This is a genomic window from Devosia sp. LjRoot16, from assembly GCF_964252795.1.
Lineage (GTDB): Bacteria > Pseudomonadota > Alphaproteobacteria > Rhizobiales > Devosiaceae > Devosia_A.
In genome coordinates this window covers 472,752-493,096 of the sequence record NZ_CAXUPH020000004.1, presented here as the reverse complement: position 1 = coordinate 493,096, position 20,345 = coordinate 472,752, and the positions used below count along the sequence as shown (strand labels likewise).

Below are 20,345 nucleotides of genomic sequence, written 5' to 3'. Positions count from 1 at the left end.
AGCGCGCACTGTGCGGGGGAGCAGGGTAGGGCGTCAACCCGCCGAAGGTACGATCTTGCGGATGGGGTGCGCGGACGCCTGGGCCGGTGGCTGCGGACCCCCACCCCTGTCCCCTCCCCGCAAGGGGGAGGGAGACGCATACACTGATGTCAGCGTTTTAGTCGCCCTCCCCCTTGCGGGGAGGGGACAGGGGTGGGGGTCACCACGCGCCGGCCTCTCCTGGAGCGAGAGGCACGCCATTCTCCCAACCCACTCTCCAGTAGTCAGAAATTCCCCGTCCGAACTTGCCCCTCTCCGTCATATTTGCCAAACACCCGGCAACACTGGAGGAACCGATGAAAATCCTCGTTGCCGTCAAGCGCGTCGTCGATCACGCGGTGCGCGTCCGTGTCCGTTCCGATGGCTCGGGCGTCGAGACCGAGAACGTGCGCATGTCGATGAACCCCTTCGACAAGCACGCTGTCGAGGCCGCGGTGCAGCTCAGTGAAGCCGGCCACGCCACCGAGATTGTCGTCGTCTCGATCGGGCCCAAGCAGAGCAACGACGTCATCCTCACCGCCCTCGCCATGGGCGCGCATCGTGGCATTCTGATCGAGGCCGATGGCCGCGTCGAAACCCTGGCGGTGGCCAAGCTCCTCAAGGCCGTCGTTGCCGAGGAACAGCCCGATCTGGTGCTGCTCGGCAAGCAAGCCGTCGACGACGACTCCAACCAGGTCGGCCAGATGCTGGCCGGCCTGCTCGACTGGCCGCAGGCGACCTTCGCTTCGGAGATCAAGGTCACGGGCGACGGACTCGAAGTTACCCGCGAGGTCGACTACGGCCGCGCCACGGTTGGTGTCTCGCTGCCCGCCATCGTCACGGCCGACCTCCGCCTCAACACCCCGCGCAACGCCGCGCTGCCCATGGTGATGAAGGCGCGTTCGAAGCCGCTGGCCGTGCGCCCTGCCGCCGAGTTTGGGGTCGATCTCACGCCGCGGCTCAAGCTCGAGAAGGTGAGCCCGCCGGCCGAGCGCATGGCCGGGCGCCGGGTCGCCGATGCTGCCGAACTGACCGCAGCAATTCAGTCTGAACTTTCCGAGCTGGAGGCGCTCTGATGGCCGTCCTCGTTCTCGCCGAACACGATCTCGGCGTGCTCTCCGCCGCCACGGCCCGTATCGTCGCTGCCGCCGAAACGCTTGGCCCGGTCGATCTGCTGGTCGCGGGACAGGACGTCTCGGCCGTTGCCGCCGAAGCCGCAAAGCTTGCCGGCGTTGAGAAGGTGCTCGTTGCCGACAGCGCCGCGCTTGCCAACCAATCGGCAGAGGCCGTCGCCGCGCTGCTCGCCCGCCTCGCCGAGCCCTACACCCATATCGTTGCCGCCGCTGCCGCCACCGGTCGCGACGCCATCCCGCGCCTCGCCGCGCGGCTCGACCTGATGCCGGTGACCGATGTCGTCGCCATCCACGGCCCGACCCGCTTCGATCGGCCGATCTACGCCGGCAATGCCATCGAGACGGTATCTTCGGGGCAGAGCAAACAGTTGCTGACCATCCGTGCCTCGGCCTTCCGCCCGGCGGCGACAGGCAACAATGCCCCTGCCCATTCCGTCGATGCCGACGTGGCGGCGGTCGCCCGTTTCCTCGCCGCGCACCGCACCGAGAGCGATCTGCCGGAACTCTCGACCGCCCAGGTCGTCGTCGCCGGTGGTGTTTCCTTCGGCTCGGCCGAAAAGTTCGCGCTGGTCTCCGACCTTGCCAAAGTCCTCGGCGCTGCTGTCGGCGCCACCCGCGCTGCGGTCGATGCCGGCTACGCCCCCAATGACTGGCAGGTCGGCCAGACCGGCAAGATCATCGCGCCCGACCTCTACATCGCCATCGGCATCTCCGGCGCGCTGCAGCACCTCGCCGGTATCCAGGGCGCCAAGAAGATCATCGCCATCAACAAAGACCCCGAGGCGCCGCTGATGAAGATCGCCGATATCGCGCTGGTCGGGGACCTATTCGAAGTGGTGCCGCAGCTGATTGCGGGGTTGAAACGGTAGGGCTGGTGTCTGTGGCCCACCCCCACCCTTGATCCCTTCCCCACAAGGGGGAGGGAGACGCTCACGGCAGCGTCGGCTCTTGCCTCTCCCTCCCCTTCAAGGGGAGGGTAGCGCAGCTTGGTCCGTAAGGACCGTAGCGGAGCTTGGTGGGGTGGGGCCACATGCACCAACCCAGACTATCCGCCCCGTTGCAATTCCCCCGCCACCGCCTATAAACACCCCGCTCTCGTTTTCCCCGGACAGACCTGATGTTTGAGACCCTGAAGAAGGCCACGCTCGACAAGATTTTCGTGCTGATGGCCGAGTATGCCGCCGATCCCCGCGACGGAAAGATCGACCTCGGCGTCGGCGTCTACAAAGATCCCAAGGGCGTCACGCCCGTCATGAGTTCGGTGAAAAAGGCCGAGCAGCGCATCCTCGATAGCGCCAAGACCAAGACCTACAAGGGTGTGGTCGGCAACAAGGAATTCTCCGCCGCCATCGTCGATCTGGCGCTGGGTGGTGTCGTCGACAACAAGCGGATCCGCTGCGTCAACGGCGCCGGCGGTACCGGTGCGCTGTCGATCCTGATGAACGTCCTGGGCCGCGCTCGCCCTAAGGGCCGCATCTTCATTTCTGACCCGAGCTGGCCGAACCACTGGCCGATGGCCGAACTCGCTGGCCTGACCCCGGTCTACTACCCGTATTTCGACCACAAGACCCGCATCGTCGATTTCCCGGCCATGCTGGCGGCGCTCGACACCCTAACTTCCGACGATATCGTCTTGCTGCACGGCTGCTGCCACAACCCGACCGGCGCCAGCCTCACCAATGCGCAGTGGGACGAGGTGGTCGAGAGCCTGCAGCGCACCGGCGCCTTCCCGCTGGTCGATCTCGCCTATCTCGGCTTCGGCGATGGGCTCGAAGCCGATGCCTATGGCGTGCGCAAGGTCGTCTCCTCGGTGCCCGAGTCGATGGTCGCCTTCTCGGCCTCGAAGAATTTCGGCCTCTATCGCGAGCGCGCCGGCGTCGCCATCGCTATCGCCAGGGACTCCGAGTCGGCCGACGTCGTCTCCTCGCAGATGCAGAACGTCATCCGCGCCACCATTTCGCAGACCCCCGACCATGGCGCCGAGATCGTCCGCGTCATTCTCGAGGACAAGGAACTGCGCGCCGAGTGGGAAGCCGAACTCACCGAGATGCGGGAACGGATGAAGCGCCTGCGCGTCAAACTTGCCGACGCCATCCGGCAGCGCTCGAACTCGAAGGATTTCGATTTCATCGCCGAGCATACCGGCATGTTCTCGCTGCTCGGCCTGCCTGAGGATGTCGTCACCAAGCTCAAGCTCGACGACGGCGTCTACATGATCAACGACAGTCGCATCAACGTCGCGGGAATCCCCGAGGATCGGATCGGCGAACTCGCCGACAAGATGCTCGCCGCGATCCGCTGAGACCGATCTCTGCTTTGCTGAGACGTTGTCTCGACTGCCGTTTGTGACTACCTAAAGAGCAGCTAACCATCTCCCTTGGAGGGGAACGAAATGAAGTTCTTCGTCGATACCGCCGAGATCAAGGACATCCGCGATCTCTATGAAACCGGCCTGCTGGACGGGGTGACGACGAATCCCTCGCTGATCGCCAAATCCGGCCGCCAGTTCAAGGACGTGATCAAGGAGATCTGCTCGATCGTTCCTGGTCCCGTGTCGGCTGAAGTCGCCGCCACCGACTATGACGGCATGATCGCCGAGGGCCATGTGCTGGCCAAGCTCGCCGAGAACGTCGTGGTGAAGGTGCCGCTGACCATCGATGGGCTGAAGGCCACCAAGACCTTCTCTAAGGAAGGCATCAAGACCAACGTCACGCTCTGCTTCTCGCCCAACCAGGCGCTGCTCGCGGCCAAGGTCGGCGCCACCTACATCTCGCCGTTCATCGGCCGCCTCGATGACATCAACGCCGACGGCGTCGAGCTGATCGAGAACATCCGCACCATCTACGACAACTATTCGTTCGCCACCGAGATCCTCGCGGCCTCGATCCGCACCCCGAACCACATCACCGAGGTGGCTCTGGCCGGCGCCGACGTCGCCACCATCCCGCCGGCGGTGATCTACAAGCTGGCCGACCACCCGCTGACCAAGTCGGGCCTCGAGCAGTTCGTCAAAGACTGGAAGTCGACGGGCCAGTCGATCCTTTGATCGGCTGAAGGCAGGGCGCGCGCCACACACTCGGAGTCATTCCCGCGAAAACGGGAACCTCCGTTTCGGAGCGCGCCGCATCCACTGCAAACAGAGGTTCCCGCTTGCGCGGGAATGACCCGGTGACAGCGGGGAAATTCAGGCAAGGCTTCCCCCATGGCCAATGAACTCATCGCCACCGCCGTCCGCAACGCGCTCGCTTCCGTCGAAATCCCCGGCGGCGGCGAACTGGCGGGCTATGGCGGCTTGAGCGAGATCATCGTCACCACCGGCGCCGTGGCCTTTGCCATCTCGGTTGCGCCGGGTATGGAAGCCGCCTTCGGTCCGGCCCGCGTCGCTGCCCAGGCCGCGGCCGAAAAGGTCGCTGAGGGTCGCAAGGTCATGGTGTCGCTCACCTCCGACCGTGCCCAGGCCGCGACCGGCCAGGCCAAGGCGCAGGGCCGCCCCGGTCCGCCGCCGCGCGAAGCCGTGCCCGGCGTCCGCCACATCGTCGCCGTCGGCTCCGGCAAGGGCGGCGTCGGCAAATCCACCGTCGCGGTCAACCTGGCGCTTGGCTTTGCCGCCGAGGGCCTCCGCACCGGTATCCTCGATGCCGATCTCTACGGACCCTCGATCCCCAAGCTGCTCGGGCTTGAGGGTAAGCCTGCGGTTCGTGACGACGGCATTTTTGCCCCGCATGAGGCCTATGGCCTCAAGGCGATGTCGATCGGCTCGATGCTCACCGCCAACCAGGCGGTGGTGTGGCGCGGCCCGATGGCCACTTCGGCGCTGCGGCAACTGCTGCGCGAGAGCGATTGGGGCGGCCTCGACGTGCTGGTCGTCGACCTGCCGCCCGGCACCGGCGATATCCAGATTTCGCTGGTCCAGCAGGTGCCACTGCTCGGCGCTGTCATTGTTTCCACCCCGCAGGATCTGGCGCTGATCGACGCCAAGAAGGCGATGGACATGCTGCTCCGCACCGACGTGCCGATCCTCGGCCTCATCGAGAACATGAGCTACTTCGTCGCTCCGGACACCGGGAAGCGCTACGACATCTTCGGCCATGGCGGCGCCAAAGCCGCCGCCGACACCTTCGATATCCCGTTCCTCGGCGAAATCCCGCTGGTGATGTCGATCCGCGAAAGCTCCGATGCCGGCCGTCCGGTGGTCGCTACCGATCCCGATAGCGCCGAGGCGCAGGCCTTCCGCGCCATCGTCCGCGCTATTCTCGCCGCCAGCCCGCAGCTGAAACCCTGAGCCATGCTGTCGCTTCGGCTCGCCACCGCAGCTGACATCGACGCGCTCATCGCCATCGACCACGTCGCTGCCCACAGCGCCGACCGCCGCGAAGCCATTACCGAGTGGGTCGCACTGGGCCAGTGCCACCTCGCCGAGCGCGACGGCGCCGTCGCTGGCTATGTCGCATTGACGCGCAGCTTCTTCCGCTCGCCCTTCATCGAAATGCTGATGGTCGGCGCCGCCTTCCGCCGCACCGGCATCGGCCGTACCCTGATCGAGCAGTGCATCTCGATTACGCCGTCCGACCAGAAGCTCTGGACCTCGACCAACGAGTCCAATGCGCCAATGCGTGCCCTCCTGCCGCAGCTCGGCTTCGCGCAAACCGGTCTGTTCGAGCAGCTCGACGAGGGCGATCCGGAGCTGATCTTCCTGAGGTGGCCCTCTAACGTCGGCGCGGGCTGACCCCCACCCTTGATCCCTCCCCGCAAGGGGGAGGGAGACGATCGCCTCGATAGCAGTGTGAGGGTCTCCCTCCCCCTTGCGGGGAGGGGACAGGGGTGGGGGGCCACAGCCACCAGCTTCTCGGTAACACCGGTGACATCCCTTCTTCGCACTGTTATGCAATCGATTACATTGATCCGCGGGCGTCGAGAATCGCCGTCCCTGAACGACCACAACGAGCGCATAAGCGCCGCCCTGTTGAGGAGTGAGAAGTGTTTTCGATTTCGCGTGACGAGCTTGGCCCGAATTTCACTTTCGGCGCCGCCACTGCCGCCTATCAGATCGAGGGCGGCCAGACCGATGGCCGCGGCACCTCGATCTGGGACACGTTTTCATCCACGCCCGGCAACGTGAAGAACCTCGATACCGGCGCCATCGCCTGCGACCACTATAACCGCTGGCCTGGCGACCTCGACCTGATCCGCGATGGCGGCTTCGACGCCTATCGCTTCTCCTTCGCCTGGCCGCGCCTCATCCCCGAAGGGACCGGAGTGGTGAACCCCAAAGGGCTCGAGTTCTATGACCGCCTGATCGACGGCATGCTCGAGCGCGGCATCAAGCCCTACGCCACGCTCTATCACTGGGATCTGCCGAGCCCGCTGCAGGACAAGGGCGGCTGGATGAACCGCGATATTGCCAGCTGGTTCGCCGAATATGCTGCCGTGGTGGGACATCACTTCGGTGATCGCCTCCACGCCACCGCCACCATCAATGAGCCATGGTGCGTCGCCTTCCTCAGCCACTTCCTCGGCATTCATGCTCCGGGCTATCGCGATCTTCGCGCCGCGTCCCGTGCCATGCACCACGTGCTGTTCGCCCATGGCACCGCCATCGACGCGCTGCGCGCCGAGAGCGTCAAGAATCTCGGCATCGTGCTGAACCTCGAAAAGACCGAAGCCGCCTCCGACAAGCCGGAGGACATCGAAGCGCAGAACCTCGGCGATGCGCTGTTCAACCGCTGGTATCTCGATGGCGTGTTCAAGGGCCGTTACCCCGAGGCGCTCACCAGCCGGCTGGCCGAGTACCTGCCCGAGGGCTTCGAGAAGGACATGGAAGTCGTCTCCCGTCCGCTCGATTGGCTCGGCATCAACTACTATACCCGCGGCCTCTACGCTGCCGGCCCCAACGGGCTGTTCGGCGCCGAGCGCCGCTCCGGCGACCTCGAAACCAGCGATCTCGGCTGGGAAATCTACCCCAAGGGGCTCGAGGACCTGCTGGTCCGCGTCAACCGCGACTACACCAAGCTGCCGCTCTATGTCACCGAAACCGGTATGAGCGAGACCAACGACGAGCGCCGGGTGAAATACTACGACGACCATCTGCGGGCCGTCGCCAACGCACAGGGGCAGGGCGCCGATGTCAGGGGCTTTTTCGCCTGGTCGCTGCTCGACAACTACGAATGGTCGCAAGGCTACACCTCGCGCTTCGGCATCGTGCATGTCGACTACGAGACGCAGGTGCGGACGCCCAAGGCCAGCTACCGTGCCTTCCAGGGCATGCTGCACAACACGCGGTGAGCCGCTGCCGCTGAGTCGCGGGTAGACGGATTGAGCCACAAGCTAGATGCGGCACCTCCCCCGTGACGGGGGAGGTTGGGAGGGGGTGTGCGGGAGGCGCGAGACCCGCAGGCTACATCGCCGGCGCCGGCTCTGCCGCATACGTCACCGTGTGCTTGCCGCCCACCCATGCGTAGGTTGCCCAGCAGGCGTCAGCCGCCGTCGCCTTCGGGCAATTGGTGCTGTCGACCCATAGCCGCGCCGTCGTCCCGGTTTCGGCCTGCACCAGCGTCGGCATGCCGCCCAGCGCTTCGATCGGGGCGGCGAACTTTTCCGACGACACCGCGATCTGCACGGCGCAGCCGCCATTGCCGCAGAACGCCGTCGCCGAATTGCTGCACTGCAGCGGCTGCGAGTTGATCACATAATCGGCAATCCCGTCGCCATCGAGATCGGCGCTCAGCAGCCCTGGCCGATCGCCGCCGGCGTTCAGCGTGCCACCCAGCTTGGTGCATTGTTCGGCAAAACCAGCGATCAGCGTCTCCACCCCTTCGGGGATCGGCGCCGTCACCGGCGGCACCTGGTTCTGCAGGTCCGAGAACTGCTGCATCGACGCGCCCAGTTCCGCCTTCAGCGCCGCGATCCGCTCGGCATACACCTTGCGCAGGCAGGTGATGTCGGCGCCGCATTTGCCGCGGTCGGCGAGGAACGCTTCGGCGTCGTCGTGCCGGGCGCCGTTGGCGCCCATGAACATCGGCACCTTGTCGTAGGCGTAGAACAGCCCGGCCATCTCGCTGTCGAGCGCCGAGGTCACGCCGTCGCGGCACACCGCCACTTCATCGGCGGCCGCCGCCTTGCTGCAATCAAAGCTCGCCGCCTGCAAGGGAGAGGCGACCAGCAGTAGAAACATCAGGCTCATGAGGCCCAGAAATGCGCGCATAATTTCACCTGCCGAATGTAAGTTGTTCGAGATACTAGCGTTTTTGACACCAACCGACGACGCAACTCTCCGTGCGTCCTCAACGAAGCCTGAACCGCCGCCTACGGCGCTTGCCATAGTCACCGGCATTGGCCAAGAAGCAGCACGGCAATCCTGACCACCCCGCGGTGTCGAATGCATGTCTACGTGATCAATCTGGCGCGCCGCCCCGACCGCCGGGCGTTTATGCAGCAGCAGGCCGAACGACTGGGTCTGAAGTTCGACTACATCGACGCCGTCGATGCCCAGACCGACGCCCCCGAGTTCGCCGAGATCGAGGTGCGGGCCGGCGTGCATGGCCGCATCTCCCGCGGCGACCTTGCCTGCACGCTGAGCCACAGGACGTTCTGGCGCCGGTTCCTCGCCTCGGGCGAGCCCTACGCCGTCGTGCTTGAGGACGACGCTATCCTTGCCGACGATTGTGCTCAATTCTTTGCCGACACCGGCTGGATCCCCCCGGGCGCCGATGTCGTCAAGCTCGAACGCTATGGCCGCCATCGCCCGATGTTCATGGATCGCGATACCCGTCAGGCTCACAGCCGCCGAGTCGGCCGCTTCTACGGCAAGTGCGCCGGCACGGCTGGCTACGTCGTCTCCGTCGCCGGTGCCCGCACGCTGCTCGATGCCACCACCTCGGTAGATGACCCGATCGACCAGATGATGTTCAACCCCGGCCGCTCGGCGCTGTTCGGCCGGCTCGCGCCCTTTGTGCTGGAGCCTGCCATCTGCGAGCAGGAACAGGTGGCGGTTCCTTCCGACATCCGCGGCAAGCGCCAGTCGAGCCGTGGCGGTTTGCAGGGTGTGCTGAACGAGCTTCGCGCCGTCCCACGGCAGCTCGCGCACGCCATGAGTCTCGCGCTGCCGCTGCTGCAGGGGCGGCTCGAACGCCGCATCCTGACTTTCCGCCGCTAACGGCTCAAGGCGCTCTACGGAAACACCAGCAGCTTCACCGCCAGCGCGATCGACACCACCACCACCAGCGGTCGGATCAGCCTCGCGCCGAATCGGATGCCGGTGAGTGCCCCGAGATAGCCGCCGATGATCTGCCCCACGATCATCACCCCCGCCACGAGCCACACCACGTTGCCCGAGGGGATGAACAGTGCCAGCGCCCCGAGGTTCGAGGTGAGGTTCAGCACCTTGGTGTGCCCCGCCGCGCGCGTCACCCCGAAGCCGAACAGCGTCACGAAGCCGAGCGTCATGAACGACCCCGTCCCCGGCCCCAGGATGCCGTCGTAGAACCCGACGGCGAACCCCATCAGCGGCAGGAAGATCGCTACGCTGAGCCGGGCGTGGCTGTCCTCGTCGGTGAGCCTGGGCGCAAACGCGAAGTAGAGCGCCACCGCGATCAGCGCCACCGGCACGGCATATTGCAGCACGGTCGTATCGATCGACTTGACCGCCAGCGCCCCGAGGAACGAGCCGCCAAAGGTCAGCGGGATCGCCACCGCCAGCAGTTTCGGCGATACGAACCCCTTGCGCCAGTAGGTGAAGGCGGCGATCACCGTGCCCACTACCGACTGCAGCTTGTTGGTCCCGAACGCGGTGACCGGCGGTATGCCGACCGCCAGCAACGCCGGAATGGCGATCAGCCCGCCGCCACCGGCAATGGCATCGACGAACCCCGCGAGCAGCCCCACGAAGCCCAAGGCGACGAGGATCGTCAGGTCGAAGCTCACAGCAGGGTGGAGATTCCCGGCGGCACCCCGCCCATGATCGACAGCAGCGCTTCGAGCTGCGCCTTCCTGAGCGGCGTCCAGTCGGCAGTACGCGACACGATCAGGTTCGCTTCCGACTTCATGATCAGCCCGTCCTCCAGCACGCGCAACTGGTTGGCGGCGAGGGTGGAGCCGGTCGAAGTAATGTCGACGATCAGGTCGGCCGAGCCGGCTGCCGGTGCCGATTCGGTCGCCCCGGCGCTCTCGACGATGCGGTACTCGGCAATGCCGTATTTGGCGAAGTGCCGCCGCGTCAGGTTCACATACTTGGTCGCGACGCGCAGCCAGCGGCCATGACGCGAGCGAAAATCCGACGCCACATCGGCGAGGTCGGTCATCTGCTGCACGTCGATCCAGCTGTCGGGAATGGCCACCACCACATTGGCTTCGCCGAAGCCGAGCCCGCGCACGAACAGGACGTTTTCTTCGCCGTTCTCGGAGGCCTCGTGGATCAGGTCAGAACCGGTGACGCCGATATCGACACCGCCGAGGATCAGCTCGCGCGCGATCTCGGCCGCCGGATAAAATCGTACCGTCACCTGCGGCTGGTTCTTGATCGAGCCGACATAGGAGCGCGCGCCACCCGGACGGGCGATGTTCATCCGCGCCGTCGAGAAGGCCTTGCGGGTCAGCTCCTCGAGCCGCCCCTTACTGGGGATCGCGAGCGTCAGGCCGCCGGGCAAGGTGCTCATTGTTCGGCCTCCCTCTCGAGCCGGTCGACCCACAGCGCACAGCCCGAGGCCTTTACCGGCTCGCCCGCGCCCAGCCGTTCCAGCATGCGGTCATACTCCCCGCCCGAAGCCAGCACTTCGCCGTCCGAGCCGGTCATCTCGAACACGATGCCGGTATAGTAATCGAGGCGCGGCGAGAAGCTCGCATCGAAGATCACGTCGGCATTGGGCGATAGCGCCGCCAGCGCCGCCGCGTGGTTGCGCACCTGGTACAGCGGCTCGTCGAAATCGAACCCGGCCTGCTTGCACATCTCCGAGATGCGCTCGAATGCCGTCTCGGTGCTCTCGGCAACCGACAGGTAGTTCTGCAAGAGCGCTACCGTCTCGGGCGGGATCGGCGCCGATTCCAGCGCCTGCTTTTCGAGGTAGCGGTCGGCGATCTCTTCCGGCGTGCGGCTGCCGATCAGGCTCAGCCCACCCGACAGCATCGCATCGGTCACGATCTCGATCACCGTGTCACGGCTATCGGGGGCAGGGGCCTCCACCCGTTCTTCCGGGTTGCTGAGCCGTTCCATCAGGCGCTCCAGCGCCTCGGGGTGACCGAAGCGGTGACGGATGCGGCTGCGCCACGCCACCGGGATCTCAGCCGCTTCGAGGAACGCCTCGAACAGCCCGACCCCGCCCAGCCGCACGTTCGGCGCGGTGATGTCGTAGATGGCCAGCGCCCAACGCGCAAAGGTCAGCACCTGGTCGAGCGCGTTGTCGGCGTCAGCCTGGCCCAGGAGTTCGAGCCCAGCCTGCTCGAATTCGACCGGGGTGGACTGGTACTGGCGGAAGATCGGGCCGAGATAGGTGTAGGCCGAGGGGGCGCCGGTCAGCCCCTCCTCGAGATATTGCTGCGCGATCGGCAGCGTGAAATCCGGCCTCAGGCAGTACTCGACGCCGTTATTGGTCGTCGTGAGCAACAGGTTCCGCCCGAATTCCTCGCCCGCGAGGTCGAAATAGGGGCCGGCAGGCAGCAGCAGAGCCGGCGTCGCGCGGGTCACCGTGCGCGACTCGACCAGCCGCACCAGCGCCGCATATCGCTCAGAGGCTGTCTTCACTTGTTGGCTTCCAGGTAGGCGGCCACTGCCGGCAGTTCGGCGATGGCCGCGACGATGGCGTCGAGGTCGCCGTCGCATTCGAACTGCCCCGGCCGCGCTGCCTTGTATTCGGCGTTGTCGGCAATCGCTTTTGCCGCTTCTTTACCGGCGATCAGGTCCTTGATCTGGACCTTGCCGAGTTCGCGCTCCTGCGTGCCTTCGATAATCACCGCCGGCGAGTTGCGCTTGTCGGCATAGGCGACTTGCTTACCGAAGTTCTTGGTATTGCCCATGAACATCTCGGCCCGGATGCCGGCCCGGCGCAGCCGCGAGGTGATCGCCTGGTAGCGCGCCGTCTGCTCCTTATCGAGCACCAGCACCACCACCGGCCCCAGCGGCTCCTCGGCCCCGAGATTGCCGGTCAGTCGCAGCGCATGAGCGAGCCGCGACACGCCGATCGAGAAGCCGGTTGCCGGCACCGGCTCCGAGCGGAACCGGCTCACCAGCCCGTCATAGCGTCCGCCGCCGCCGACCGCGCCGAACACCACATCCTGGCCCTTCTCGTTCTGCACCTTGAAGGTCAGTTCGATCTCGAACACCGGGCCAGTGTAATACTCGAGCCCACGCACCACTGCCGGATCGATCTTGATCCTGTCCGCGCCGTAGCTAGCCGCGTCGAACAGCGCCTGCATGGCGTTGAGCTCGGCAATCCCCTCATTGTGCTCCGGCTCTTCGCCACGCACATAGTTCAGCACCACGGCGCGCTGTTGGTCGCTGAGGCCCGCACCCTTGGTGAAGTCGCCGCTCTCGTCCTTGCGGCCTTCCCCAAGCAGCAGCGCCACCCCGTCGGTGCCGAACTTGTCGAGTTTGTCGATAGCGCGCAGCACCGAGAGTTTCTGCCCCTCGTCGACGACACCCGCCGACGCCAGCACTCCGTCCAGCACCTTGCGGTTGTTGACCTTCACCACGTATTTGCCGGCCAGGCCCAGCGCATCCATGGTGTCGGCCATCATCATGCACATCTCGGCATCGGCCTCGGGCCCCGCCGCGCCGACCGTGTCGGCGTCGAACTGCATGAACTGGCGGAACCGCCCCGGCCCCGGCTTCTCGTTGCGGAACACATAGCCGGCTCGATAGCTGCGATAGGGCTTGGCCAGCTTGTCGAAATTCTCGGCGAAATGCCGGGCCAGCGGCGCCGTGAGATCGTAGCGGAGACTCATCCACTGCTCGTCGTCGTCCTGCAGCGAGAACACCCCGGCGTTCGGCCGGTCGGTGTCGGGCAGGAACTTGCCGAGCGTCTCGGTATATTCGAGCAGCGGCGTTTCGACCGGATCGAAGCCATAGCGCTCGTAGACCGCGCGTATCTTCGCCGTCATTGCGTTCACCGCCGAAATATCGGCGGGCAAACGATCTTCGAAGCCGCGCGGCAACCGCGGCGCGATGAGCTTCTTCTTGTCGGTCATGGTGTCTGCTGGTCAGAGCCCGGAATCTGAGGCTGGTTCCTAACGGAAAGCCCCCGCTGACTCAAGGAAACCACCTGTGTCTTTGCGGCAACAGTATCATGCGTGGTGCGTCAGCCTGTCGCATCCGGGGTTGGCATTGCTTCCGAGTCGGCGTATCAGCCCCTTCGTTCAACGCCAACCAAAGAGGAGGCGACGCATGATTCACTCAATGTTCGCTTCCGGTCCTGGCGTTAACCCAGCTGGTCTCTCTCGCGCCTAACCGGCGCCGACCCCTCCCCGGGGTCCTCTGTTCCAGCCCTTTCTAGCCTCGACTGAACCCCAGCAACCGGCATCGCCATTCGGCGCCTTCGCGTCCGGATTCCGTCGCCACCACCATTGTCTCTCAACCAGAGGACCGGGCCGCATTGCGCCCGGATGAGATCATGACTCTTGAACTCCAGACCCGTGCCCCGGCACGCACCAACCGCGCTCAGGCGCACACCCATGTCGGCGTCGCCGGCGCGCTGGTATCAGCAGCCGTCACGATGCTTGCCAACGCCCAGCTGGCGCGCGCGGCGAGACGTTACAAGTCTCGCGGCTCGCCACCTGTGCCCAGTCATCTCCGTCGCGATCTCGGGCTGATGCCCGAGGTGATGGAGCCGAAAAGCCACTGGGATTATCGGTGACAGCGGCTGCGGTCTTCTCGTGAGGCCGCAGTCCGCCACCGCTGTCCCTCTGCTTGCATCAGAGGACCGGGCTTTGTCCCGGACAGATCAGATGGTTCTCATCGTACGGGACCGCGCCACGTCGCGCATCCTCAACACGCCCGAATTCGACATCGGGCAAATCGGCCTCATCGGGCGGATCCGCCTGTTCATCGCCCGGCGCCGTGCCGATGCGATGCTGCGCCGCGTCCTCCGGCCCTATCGCCGGGGCAGCGCCGCTCCGTTGTCGCCGCACCTGCTCAAGGATATCGGGCTGCCGCCCGACCTCCGCATGTAGAGCACTTCAGGGGCGCCGGCCTCCCGGCGAGGGCTTTGCCTCGTCCGGTCCCGGCGAGGGCTCGCTCTCGTCCGGCCGGCGCCCGTTACCAGTTCAGTCATTCAAGGAGCCGGCGCGTGACGCGTCCGGACACGCACATGTTTTTGTTCAACCGCCCCGGCGACCGACGTCGGCAGCCAGATCTCGGCCGGCCCCTGCCGCCTCGCGAGAGGCAGAGGGACGGCCTGCCGCTGCTCGGCAACATCACCGGCCTCGAACTCATGGCCCTGTTCATGAGCCGTTGACCGCAACCCATCCTGAGGGAGCCGGCGCGTGACGCGTCCGGATACGCAGATGTTCTTGTTCAAACGCTCCAGCGACCGTCGCCGGAACGCCATTGTCGACGAACCGCTTCCGCCCCGGGAGCGGCGGAACGACGAGATGCCGCTACCCGGCAACGTCACCGGCCTCGAACTCATGGTGCTGTTCCTGAGCCGCCAACAGCAAACCCGATATTGAGGGAGCCGGCGTAACGCCGCCGGACGACACGATGTTCTTTCCACGCAAACTCGGCCTTCGCCGCAACGCGCAAAAGCCGAAACAGCAGCTCAACCCGAGCGATGAGCTGCGCCCGAAGCTCAAGCTGTCCAAGCTCGAGCTGATGGCGCTGCTGCTGATCAGGTAAGAGCGGGGCCGGTGCCACGCGCCCCGGCCCCATCTCCCCCTCGGCGGGGGGCGGTCGGTCGAGTTGACGTGCTGCTTTTGCCCCCAACTCGATGACAGCTGGTGGTGGAGGTTCGATAGTGCCCGAAGCACCGCCGGACAGAGAGAGGTGAGGCTATTTCGGTCGCTTCAGCGCATTCCGCTCAGCTGCCGCCTCGGCCCGGCAAAAGCACCCGTCGACGTGGTCGTTCACCAGCCCCATCGCCTGCATGAACGCATAGCTCGTCGTCGGGCCAACGAACGAGAACCCGCGCTTCCTCAGGTCCTTACTCATTGCCTTGGACGCCTCGGTCTCCGCCGGGATACTCCCCGAGACGATCGGCCCCTCAACCGGCTCGGGCTCAAAACTCCAGAAATAGGCGGCCAGTGAGCCGAACTCCTGCTGCAGCTCCAGCGCCCGCTTGGCGTTGTTGATGGTCGAGGCGATCTTGCCGCGATGCCGGATAATGCCGGCATCCTTCAGCAACCGCTCGATATCGGCCTCGTCCATCGCTGCGACCTTCTTGAGGTCGAAGCCATGGAAGGCCGCGCGGAAATTCTCCCGCTTCCGCAGAATGGTGATCCACGCGAGGCCCGACTGGAACCCCTCGAGGCAGAGCTTCTCGAACAACCTCACGTCGTCCGTCACCGGCCGTCCCCATTCGCGGTCGTGATAGTGCTGGTAGAGCGCGTCGCTCCCCGCCCAGCTGCAGCGCGTCACCTCGGTCGGCGTTGACATGGTTAACTCCCGGTAAATAGATGAGCCCGCATAGCGATCAGGAGAGGTTGTAGACCTTCCGGTTCGATCTCGCGTCAAGCTAGCAAGATTGGAAGTCCGCACGCTTCCGATCTCGCGACAATCATAACTGGCGAATCGGCTGGGGGGCCAAACGCCAATGATCCTGCCACAGGACTTGAAGGCGCTCGTCGTCGACGACAATGCCTATGCGCGCGCCGCAGTGGCGGCAACCCTGCGCAAGCTCGGCCTGGTTTCGATCGATGAGCTCCCCGGCGCCGCGCCCGCCGTCGGCGCCATCCAGGCGACGCGCTACGATATCGTGTTCATGGATTGGTACATGCCGGAAATGAACGGCGCGGCGCTGCTCGAGGTGATCCGCGACCCGCGCTTTTCCGCCAATGGGCGGGTCCCGGTGGTGATGATCACTGCCTACCCCAACCGCGAAACCATCGCCCGCGCCAGGGAACTGGGGGCCAGCGAAGTGCTCACCAAGCCCTTCAGCCTCGCTCACGCCGCCGCCGCCCTCGGCCGCCTCCTGCCCGACGGCTGGCAGATCCCCGACGAACCGGAGGCCGGGCAGGTGCTGTTGTAGCGGGTGTGATCCTCCCCCGCGTGGCGGGGGAGGGGGCCCATGCGAAGCATGGTGGAGGGGGCGGCGAAATCATCAGTCTTGACCATCCATAACCAGAACGTTATAGAACACTAAGGTTATAGATGGAGACTCAGCATGCCCGCAGCCCTGACAATCACCCACCCCTCTGACAACGCCGTCACCGTGTCGCGCAGCTTCGACGCGCCTGCGGACCTGGTCTTTGCCTGCCATACCAAGCCGCAGCTAGTGCAGCGCTGGCAGCTCGGCCCGCCGGGCTGGAGCATGCCCATCTGCGAGATCGACCTGCGCGTTGGCGGCACCTACCGCTACATCTGGCGTAGCGACGCCGACGCCTCCGAGTTCGGCTTCACCGGACGCTACCGCGAAATCGTCGTCCCGTCCCGTATCGTCCATACCGAGGGGATGATCGGCACACCCGGCGAGGCGGTGGTCACCACCACCTTCGAGGAACGCGGCGGCCGGACCGCGCTTACCCTCACCATGAGCTTCGACAGCCAGGAGGTTCGCGACCAGGTGCTGCTCACCGGCATGACCGACGGCATGGCTCAGAGCTACGACCGGCTGGACGAGCTACTGGTCGAGCAGGTGGCGTAGGCTATTCGCGTCCGCGCCCCGGTGCAAAATGTTCGCCGGGGCGCTCGGACAACAACAAACCCAGCTCGCCGGCTCACCTTCACTTAACCAATTTCCTTCACGTCGCGTTCGATATTGTCATTAATACTGCGCGACGCCCGACCTCCCTCGGGCGTCCGCGTACCAATGATGAGTGTGTGCCATGCTGCGTTCGTCCCGGGCGGTGCTCGCCGCCGCTGCCTGCCTCGTGTCCTTGTCCGTCTTTGCCGATACGGCCAACGCCGCGCAGGGCCTGTTCATGTTTGATCTGCAGTCGCGCCCGTCGCTGCACGATTCCAAGCCCCGTCCGGGCTACAAGCTGAAGAGCAACAAGGTGCGCCTCGCGCCCGAGTTCCGCCGGCAGATCGTCGCCTACAAATCCAACCAGAAGGCCGGCACCATCATCGTCAACACCGGCGAGAAGCACCTCTACCTGGTGCTCGGCGACGGCAAGGCGCTGCGCTACGGCATTGGCACGGCGCGTGACGGCTTCGAGTGGAGCGGCACGCACAAAGTGTCCAACAAGCGCGAGTGGCCGGGCTGGACCCCGCCCGCCGAGATGAAGGTCCGGCAGCCGAACCTGCCCGACTACATGCCCGGCGGCATCAACAACCCGCTCGGCGCCCGCGCCATCTATATCGGTTCTACCCTCTACCGTATCCACGGCACCAATGAGCCCTGGACTATCGGTCAGGATGTCTCGTCGGGCTGCATCCGCATGGTCAACGATGATGTCGAAGACCTGTACGAGCGCGTCAAAATTGGCGCCAAGGTGATTGTGCTTTAGTTAGGATTTTCAGCGACACTGGCGCCGGAATTCTGGGGGTCTTCCGGCGCTATGCGCGGCATTTTCGAGCTTTTCAAACGGTTCCACGCCGATGAACGCGGCGTCTTCGCAGTCATCTTTGGCCTGCTGGCCATCGTCCTCGTCGCCATGGCCGGCGCCGCCGTGGACTACACGTCCATGGAAACCGCCCGCACCAAGATGCAGATCGCCCTTGATTCTGCAGCGCTCGGCCTGGCGCCCAAGATCTACAGCCAGACCGAAGAGCAGCTCCGACTCTCTGCCGAAGAGCTCGTGCTCGAGCGGCTGAATGATGACAGCCTGACGGTCACCGTGGACTGGGCCGACGCCACTACGACCACCGGTACCCTCAAGCTGAAGGGAACGATCACCGTCCCGATGGCCTTCGTGCAACTGGTCGGCGTCACTGACATGACCACCAGCATCCTGTCCGAGGCGACGCGTGGCTCGGTCAACCTCGAGGTGGCGGTGGCGCTCGACACCACCGGCTCGATGGGTACCGACGGCATCGCGACCTTGCAGACGGCGCTCGCAACACTGATTCCGCTGGTCGTCAAGGACGAGCAGTCTCCAACCTATTCCAAAATGGCGCTGGTGCCGTACTCGACCGCCGTGAACGTTGGCGCCGCCTATGCGGTAGAAGCGCGTGGCGCGATCCAGGGGGCAAAGCCAGCGACGTCTGTCGCCTGGTGGAACCTCGAGAAGGATATCAGCGGGGCAAGTCAGACCCGGCCAGTGAAGATCACTCAGAATGCCCATGGCTTCAACAATGACGATGTAATTTACATCACCGGCGTCAAGGGCATGCTCGATCTGAACGACAAGATCTACGTCGTCAAGAACAAAACGGCAAACGACTTCGAACTATACACCACCGGCGGTTCGCGTGTTGATGGGCGAGGCTACGCCGCATATCAGACCGGCACGACCGACAAGATGAAGCGTTGCGTTATTTCTAGCTGCAATATTGTGTTTACCGTCGCAGCTCATGGATACGCGACCAACGATTACATCAGAATCACCGACGTTTCATCCGGAATGTCGTCTCTGAACAATAAGAACTACACGATCACCAAGGTAACGAACGACACCTTCTCGCTCCCGGTCTACGGCCCCGGCACGACATACGTCCAGCCCGTGACGACGGGCAAGTCCTGGTGCACCAAGTATGGCTGCGAGTATTACCGGATCGGCACCGGCAGCACGCTCTATCGGCCCACTCCTTCGTGCGTCACCGAGCGCATGACCGACAGCTTTACAGATATCGCGCCCAGCACCACGCCGCTGTCGATCAACTACACCAGCAATGCGAGTTGCGCCGGCAATCCTGTCAAGATCCAGCCGCTTACCGCCGATAAAGCCAAGCTCGAGGCTTATACCGTGCAGGGCGCGCTGCTACCCAGTGGAGGTACCGCCGGGCAGATTGGTACGGCGTGGGCCTGGTATCTGGTATCGCCGAATTTCGCCGAGCTGTTCGATGATCCGGCGGCGACGGTGGGTGGGGATTTCGAGTCGAAGCCCGCCTCATACACCGCGCCTAACACGCTGAAGATTGTCATCATCATGACCGATGGCGTGTACAACACCGAGTACTGCAAGGGCGTCGACGTCGATAACGTAAGTTGCAGCGCGCCGGATGGCACCTCGGGCAGTATGGCCGGCCCGCTCGGCCAGGCTGAAGACCTATGCGCCGAAATGCAGAAGCCCGCCACGGATGTCGTGGTCTACACCGTGGGCTTCAACCTGCCCGAGACCGGCACGGCCGTTGACCTGTTGAAGAAATGCGCATCCGAGCCGAAGAACTTCAAGCTGGCGAGCAACAACGCGGACCTCATCAAGGCCTTCCGCGAAATCGGTGAGAACATCTCAGACCTGCGGCTGTCGCAGTAACTCAGCCCTGCAGCATGAAGCGCTTGCCGCCCGGGAAGGCGGCGAGCGCCGCCTGCTGCTCCACCGCGGTCAGCCCCTCGAAGCTGACGACCATCGGCAGCTCCGGCGCGTCAATCGGCGCGATCGGGTTGGTCGGCCGCAACCGGGCGTCGTGCGCCGCAGCCAGCCATGACTTCGCCCTGCGGCTGGCAACTGGGGACGTCAGTCTGTAGGCGCGGTGATCCATTCTGAATACTCCGTGCACGCGTAACCGCTCAATAACGCGGGGATGGTAAGACTGGTTGCTGGGCATCCCTCGCATTTTTCAGTCAAATCCGCGTCAGCTCGAACTTCTGGCAGAGCGCGCCCTTGCAGCCGTTGATGGTCATGGTGTTGCCGTCGACCAATGTCAGCGTGCCCTTGACCACTTCGCCCATGTATTCGGCGCTGCCGCGCCACTTGTTCTCGAGCGCCCGCTTGGCGCCCTTCAGCACATACGAGTTGAGGTAGCTGAGGTTGTCGGCGGTGCGCGCATCGTCGCGCAGCCACACCAGCCTGGCGCAGACCTCGGTACCGTCACCGCACAGCGTCACTTCGAACCGCGACTCGCCGCTGACCGTCTGCCAGGTCCCGGCTGGGGACTGCGCGGCAAAGGCCGGAGCGATAGCGAGGGCAGTGGCGACGATGGCGGTGGCAATGAGCTTGAACGACTTCGGCATG

General features: G+C 64.8%; 25 protein-coding genes. 17 read left to right on the top strand and 8 right to left on the bottom strand.

The genetic code is table 11. The features are described from left to right. Nucleotides 1-335 precede the first annotated feature (335 nt). The 7 genes from ACSQ23_RS20385 to ACSQ23_RS20355 all read left to right on the top strand — a co-directional run bounded on the left by ACSQ23_RS20385 (nucleotide 336) and on the right by ACSQ23_RS20355 (nucleotide 7,433). Nucleotides 336-1,094 carry an electron transfer flavoprotein subunit beta/FixA family protein gene (locus tag ACSQ23_RS20385; protein WP_055996877.1) on the top strand — a complete coding sequence of 253 codons (759 nt, stop codon included), beginning with the start codon at nucleotides 336-338 and terminating at the stop codon, nucleotides 1,092-1,094. Continuing rightward, the gene (locus ACSQ23_RS20380; RefSeq protein ID WP_055996880.1) at nucleotides 1,094-2,020 is read left to right on the top strand and encodes an electron transfer flavoprotein subunit alpha/FixB family protein; all 927 of its coding nucleotides are present in this window, start codon (nucleotides 1,094-1,096) and stop codon (nucleotides 2,018-2,020) included. Before ACSQ23_RS20385 ends, ACSQ23_RS20380 begins: the two co-directional genes overlap by 1 nt. Before the next feature lie 248 nt (nucleotides 2,021-2,268). Continuing rightward, nucleotides 2,269-3,453 carry an aromatic amino acid transaminase gene (locus ACSQ23_RS20375; RefSeq protein WP_055996883.1) on the top strand — a complete coding sequence of 395 codons (1,185 nt, stop codon included), beginning with the start codon at nucleotides 2,269-2,271 and terminating at the stop codon, nucleotides 3,451-3,453. A gap of 90 nt (nucleotides 3,454-3,543) precedes the next feature. Beyond that, nucleotides 3,544-4,197: a fructose-6-phosphate aldolase gene (fsa, locus tag ACSQ23_RS20370; RefSeq protein ID WP_055884767.1), complete on the top strand. Its 654-nt coding sequence runs from the start codon at nucleotides 3,544-3,546 to the stop codon at nucleotides 4,195-4,197. A gap of 156 nt (nucleotides 4,198-4,353) precedes the next feature. Continuing rightward, the gene (locus ACSQ23_RS20365) at nucleotides 4,354-5,433 is read left to right on the top strand and encodes an Mrp/NBP35 family ATP-binding protein (protein WP_436091679.1); all 1,080 of its coding nucleotides are present in this window, start codon (nucleotides 4,354-4,356) and stop codon (nucleotides 5,431-5,433) included. 3 nt (nucleotides 5,434-5,436) lie between these two features. After that, nucleotides 5,437-5,877, top strand: coding sequence for an N-acetyltransferase family protein (locus ACSQ23_RS20360; RefSeq protein ID WP_436091678.1), 441 nt, complete (start codon nucleotides 5,437-5,439; stop codon nucleotides 5,875-5,877). Nucleotides 5,878-6,128: 251 nt separating this feature from the next. Further along, nucleotides 6,129-7,433, top strand: a complete 1,305-nt coding sequence (locus tag ACSQ23_RS20355) for a GH1 family beta-glucosidase (protein WP_436091677.1) — start codon at nucleotides 6,129-6,131, stop codon at nucleotides 7,431-7,433. Between the two features lie 112 nt (nucleotides 7,434-7,545). On the opposite strand, the gene ACSQ23_RS20350 is transcribed toward ACSQ23_RS20355, so the two are convergent. Next, complete coding sequence (locus tag ACSQ23_RS20350; RefSeq protein WP_197421382.1) at nucleotides 7,546-8,352, bottom strand: lysozyme inhibitor LprI family protein; 807 nt, start codon at nucleotides 8,350-8,352, stop codon at nucleotides 7,546-7,548. A gap of 174 nt (nucleotides 8,353-8,526) precedes the next feature. Here ACSQ23_RS20350 and ACSQ23_RS20345 point away from each other — a divergent pair, with 174 nt between their 5' ends. Further along, complete coding sequence (locus tag ACSQ23_RS20345) at nucleotides 8,527-9,303, top strand: glycosyltransferase family 25 protein (RefSeq protein ID WP_055884778.1); 777 nt, start codon at nucleotides 8,527-8,529, stop codon at nucleotides 9,301-9,303. 14 nt (nucleotides 9,304-9,317) lie between these two features. Here the strand turns inward: ACSQ23_RS20345 and ACSQ23_RS20340 are convergent, their stop codons facing one another. From ACSQ23_RS20340 to hisS, 4 genes are read right to left on the bottom strand one after another with little or no spacing between them, the layout of a single operon-like run. After that, complete coding sequence (locus ACSQ23_RS20340) at nucleotides 9,318-10,070, bottom strand: TSUP family transporter (RefSeq protein WP_436091676.1); 753 nt, start codon at nucleotides 10,068-10,070, stop codon at nucleotides 9,318-9,320. Further along, complete coding sequence (gene hisG / locus ACSQ23_RS20335; protein ID WP_055884785.1) at nucleotides 10,067-10,801, bottom strand: ATP phosphoribosyltransferase; 735 nt, start codon at nucleotides 10,799-10,801, stop codon at nucleotides 10,067-10,069. The genes ACSQ23_RS20340 and hisG overlap by 4 nt, the downstream gene beginning before the upstream one ends. After that, nucleotides 10,798-11,883 (bottom strand): ATP phosphoribosyltransferase regulatory subunit, encoded by a 1,086-nt coding sequence (locus ACSQ23_RS20330; protein WP_055884788.1) that lies wholly within the window; start codon nucleotides 11,881-11,883, stop codon nucleotides 10,798-10,800. Before ACSQ23_RS20330 ends, hisG begins: the two co-directional genes overlap by 4 nt. After that, nucleotides 11,880-13,325 carry a histidine--tRNA ligase gene (gene hisS, locus ACSQ23_RS20325; protein WP_436091675.1) on the bottom strand — a complete coding sequence of 482 codons (1,446 nt, stop codon included), beginning with the start codon at nucleotides 13,323-13,325 and terminating at the stop codon, nucleotides 11,880-11,882. Before hisS ends, ACSQ23_RS20330 begins: the two co-directional genes overlap by 4 nt. A gap of 422 nt (nucleotides 13,326-13,747) precedes the next feature. On the opposite strand from hisS, the gene ACSQ23_RS20320 reads away from it, so the two are divergent. From ACSQ23_RS20320 to ACSQ23_RS20300, 5 genes are all read left to right on the top strand, one after another. Next, nucleotides 13,748-13,990: a hypothetical protein gene (locus tag ACSQ23_RS20320; protein WP_069908658.1), complete on the top strand. Its 243-nt coding sequence runs from the start codon at nucleotides 13,748-13,750 to the stop codon at nucleotides 13,988-13,990. Between the two features lie 91 nt (nucleotides 13,991-14,081). Next, nucleotides 14,082-14,306 carry a hypothetical protein gene (locus ACSQ23_RS20315; protein WP_055996901.1) on the top strand — a complete coding sequence of 75 codons (225 nt, stop codon included), beginning with the start codon at nucleotides 14,082-14,084 and terminating at the stop codon, nucleotides 14,304-14,306. A 137-nt stretch (nucleotides 14,307-14,443) separates the two neighbouring features. After that, on the top strand, nucleotides 14,444-14,590 hold the full coding sequence (locus tag ACSQ23_RS20310; RefSeq protein ID WP_436091674.1) for a hypothetical protein: 147 nt from the start codon (nucleotides 14,444-14,446) through the stop codon (nucleotides 14,588-14,590). Nucleotides 14,591-14,639: 49 nt separating this feature from the next. Beyond that, on the top strand, nucleotides 14,640-14,804 hold the full coding sequence (locus ACSQ23_RS20305; protein ID WP_436091673.1) for a hypothetical protein: 165 nt from the start codon (nucleotides 14,640-14,642) through the stop codon (nucleotides 14,802-14,804). Between the two features lie 31 nt (nucleotides 14,805-14,835). Continuing rightward, complete coding sequence (locus ACSQ23_RS20300; protein WP_436091672.1) at nucleotides 14,836-14,970, top strand: hypothetical protein; 135 nt, start codon at nucleotides 14,836-14,838, stop codon at nucleotides 14,968-14,970. Nucleotides 14,971-15,123: 153 nt separating this feature from the next. Here ACSQ23_RS20300 and ACSQ23_RS20295 read toward each other — a convergent pair whose 3' ends face one another. After that, entirely contained in the window at nucleotides 15,124-15,726 is a 603-nt protein-coding gene (locus ACSQ23_RS20295; protein WP_436091671.1) for a DNA-3-methyladenine glycosylase I, read from the bottom strand. A gap of 157 nt (nucleotides 15,727-15,883) precedes the next feature. Here ACSQ23_RS20295 and ACSQ23_RS20290 point away from each other — a divergent pair, with 157 nt between their 5' ends. From ACSQ23_RS20290 to ACSQ23_RS20275, 4 genes are all read left to right on the top strand, one after another. Then, nucleotides 15,884-16,318: a response regulator gene (locus ACSQ23_RS20290; RefSeq protein WP_055884799.1), complete on the top strand. Its 435-nt coding sequence runs from the start codon at nucleotides 15,884-15,886 to the stop codon at nucleotides 16,316-16,318. Nucleotides 16,319-16,453: 135 nt separating this feature from the next. Further along, a complete protein-coding gene (locus ACSQ23_RS20285; RefSeq protein WP_436091670.1) occupies nucleotides 16,454-16,933 on the top strand; it encodes an SRPBCC family protein in 480 nt (159 codons plus the stop codon). A gap of 181 nt (nucleotides 16,934-17,114) precedes the next feature. After that, a complete protein-coding gene (locus ACSQ23_RS20280; protein WP_055884805.1) occupies nucleotides 17,115-17,738 on the top strand; it encodes a L,D-transpeptidase in 624 nt (207 codons plus the stop codon). Between the two features lie 51 nt (nucleotides 17,739-17,789). Then, on the top strand, nucleotides 17,790-19,646 hold the full coding sequence (locus ACSQ23_RS20275; protein ID WP_055996915.1) for a TadE/TadG family type IV pilus assembly protein: 1,857 nt from the start codon (nucleotides 17,790-17,792) through the stop codon (nucleotides 19,644-19,646). 1 nt (nucleotide 19,647) lies between these two features. On the opposite strand, the gene ACSQ23_RS20270 is transcribed toward ACSQ23_RS20275, so the two are convergent. Together ACSQ23_RS20270 and ACSQ23_RS20265 are read right to left on the bottom strand one after the other, a co-directional pair. Continuing rightward, entirely contained in the window at nucleotides 19,648-19,788 is a 141-nt protein-coding gene (locus ACSQ23_RS20270; RefSeq protein WP_156387437.1) for a hypothetical protein, read from the bottom strand. Between the two features lie 166 nt (nucleotides 19,789-19,954). Beyond that, nucleotides 19,955-20,344, bottom strand: coding sequence for a DUF2147 domain-containing protein (locus ACSQ23_RS20265; RefSeq protein WP_055884813.1), 390 nt, complete (start codon nucleotides 20,342-20,344; stop codon nucleotides 19,955-19,957). Nucleotide 20,345 lies beyond the last annotated feature (1 nt).

Coding starts and splice junctions, on each gene's coding strand:
- ACSQ23_RS20305 (WP_436091673.1), top strand. CDS start 14,640: ATGTTCTTGTTCAAACGCTCCAGCGACCGTCGCCGGAACGCCATTGTC.
- ACSQ23_RS20375 (WP_055996883.1), top strand. CDS start 2,269: ATGTTTGAGACCCTGAAGAAGGCCACGCTCGACAAGATTTTCGTGCTG.
- ACSQ23_RS20350 (WP_197421382.1), bottom strand. CDS start 8,352: ATGCGCGCATTTCTGGGCCTCATGAGCCTGATGTTTCTACTGCTGGTC.
- hisG (WP_055884785.1), bottom strand. CDS start 10,801: ATGAGCACCTTGCCCGGCGGCCTGACGCTCGCGATCCCCAGTAAGGGG.
- ACSQ23_RS20320 (WP_069908658.1), top strand. CDS start 13,748: ATGACTCTTGAACTCCAGACCCGTGCCCCGGCACGCACCAACCGCGCT.
- fsa (WP_055884767.1), top strand. CDS start 3,544: ATGAAGTTCTTCGTCGATACCGCCGAGATCAAGGACATCCGCGATCTC.
- ACSQ23_RS20310 (WP_436091674.1), top strand. CDS start 14,444: ATGTTTTTGTTCAACCGCCCCGGCGACCGACGTCGGCAGCCAGATCTC.
- ACSQ23_RS20275 (WP_055996915.1), top strand. CDS start 17,790: ATGCGCGGCATTTTCGAGCTTTTCAAACGGTTCCACGCCGATGAACGC.
- ACSQ23_RS20290 (WP_055884799.1), top strand. CDS start 15,884: ATGATCCTGCCACAGGACTTGAAGGCGCTCGTCGTCGACGACAATGCC.
- ACSQ23_RS20365 (WP_436091679.1), top strand. CDS start 4,354: ATGGCCAATGAACTCATCGCCACCGCCGTCCGCAACGCGCTCGCTTCC.
- ACSQ23_RS20300 (WP_436091672.1), top strand. CDS start 14,836: ATGTTCTTTCCACGCAAACTCGGCCTTCGCCGCAACGCGCAAAAGCCG.
- ACSQ23_RS20295 (WP_436091671.1), bottom strand. CDS start 15,726: ATGTCAACGCCGACCGAGGTGACGCGCTGCAGCTGGGCGGGGAGCGAC.
- ACSQ23_RS20345 (WP_055884778.1), top strand. CDS start 8,527: ATGCATGTCTACGTGATCAATCTGGCGCGCCGCCCCGACCGCCGGGCG.
- ACSQ23_RS20360 (WP_436091678.1), top strand. CDS start 5,437: ATGCTGTCGCTTCGGCTCGCCACCGCAGCTGACATCGACGCGCTCATC.
- hisS (WP_436091675.1), bottom strand. CDS start 13,325: ATGACCGACAAGAAGAAGCTCATCGCGCCGCGGTTGCCGCGCGGCTTC.
- ACSQ23_RS20380 (WP_055996880.1), top strand. CDS start 1,094: ATGGCCGTCCTCGTTCTCGCCGAACACGATCTCGGCGTGCTCTCCGCC.
- ACSQ23_RS20315 (WP_055996901.1), top strand. CDS start 14,082: ATGGTTCTCATCGTACGGGACCGCGCCACGTCGCGCATCCTCAACACG.
- ACSQ23_RS20265 (WP_055884813.1), bottom strand. CDS start 20,344: ATGCCGAAGTCGTTCAAGCTCATTGCCACCGCCATCGTCGCCACTGCC.
- ACSQ23_RS20280 (WP_055884805.1), top strand. CDS start 17,115: ATGCTGCGTTCGTCCCGGGCGGTGCTCGCCGCCGCTGCCTGCCTCGTG.
- ACSQ23_RS20285 (WP_436091670.1), top strand. CDS start 16,454: ATGCCCGCAGCCCTGACAATCACCCACCCCTCTGACAACGCCGTCACC.
- ACSQ23_RS20385 (WP_055996877.1), top strand. CDS start 336: ATGAAAATCCTCGTTGCCGTCAAGCGCGTCGTCGATCACGCGGTGCGC.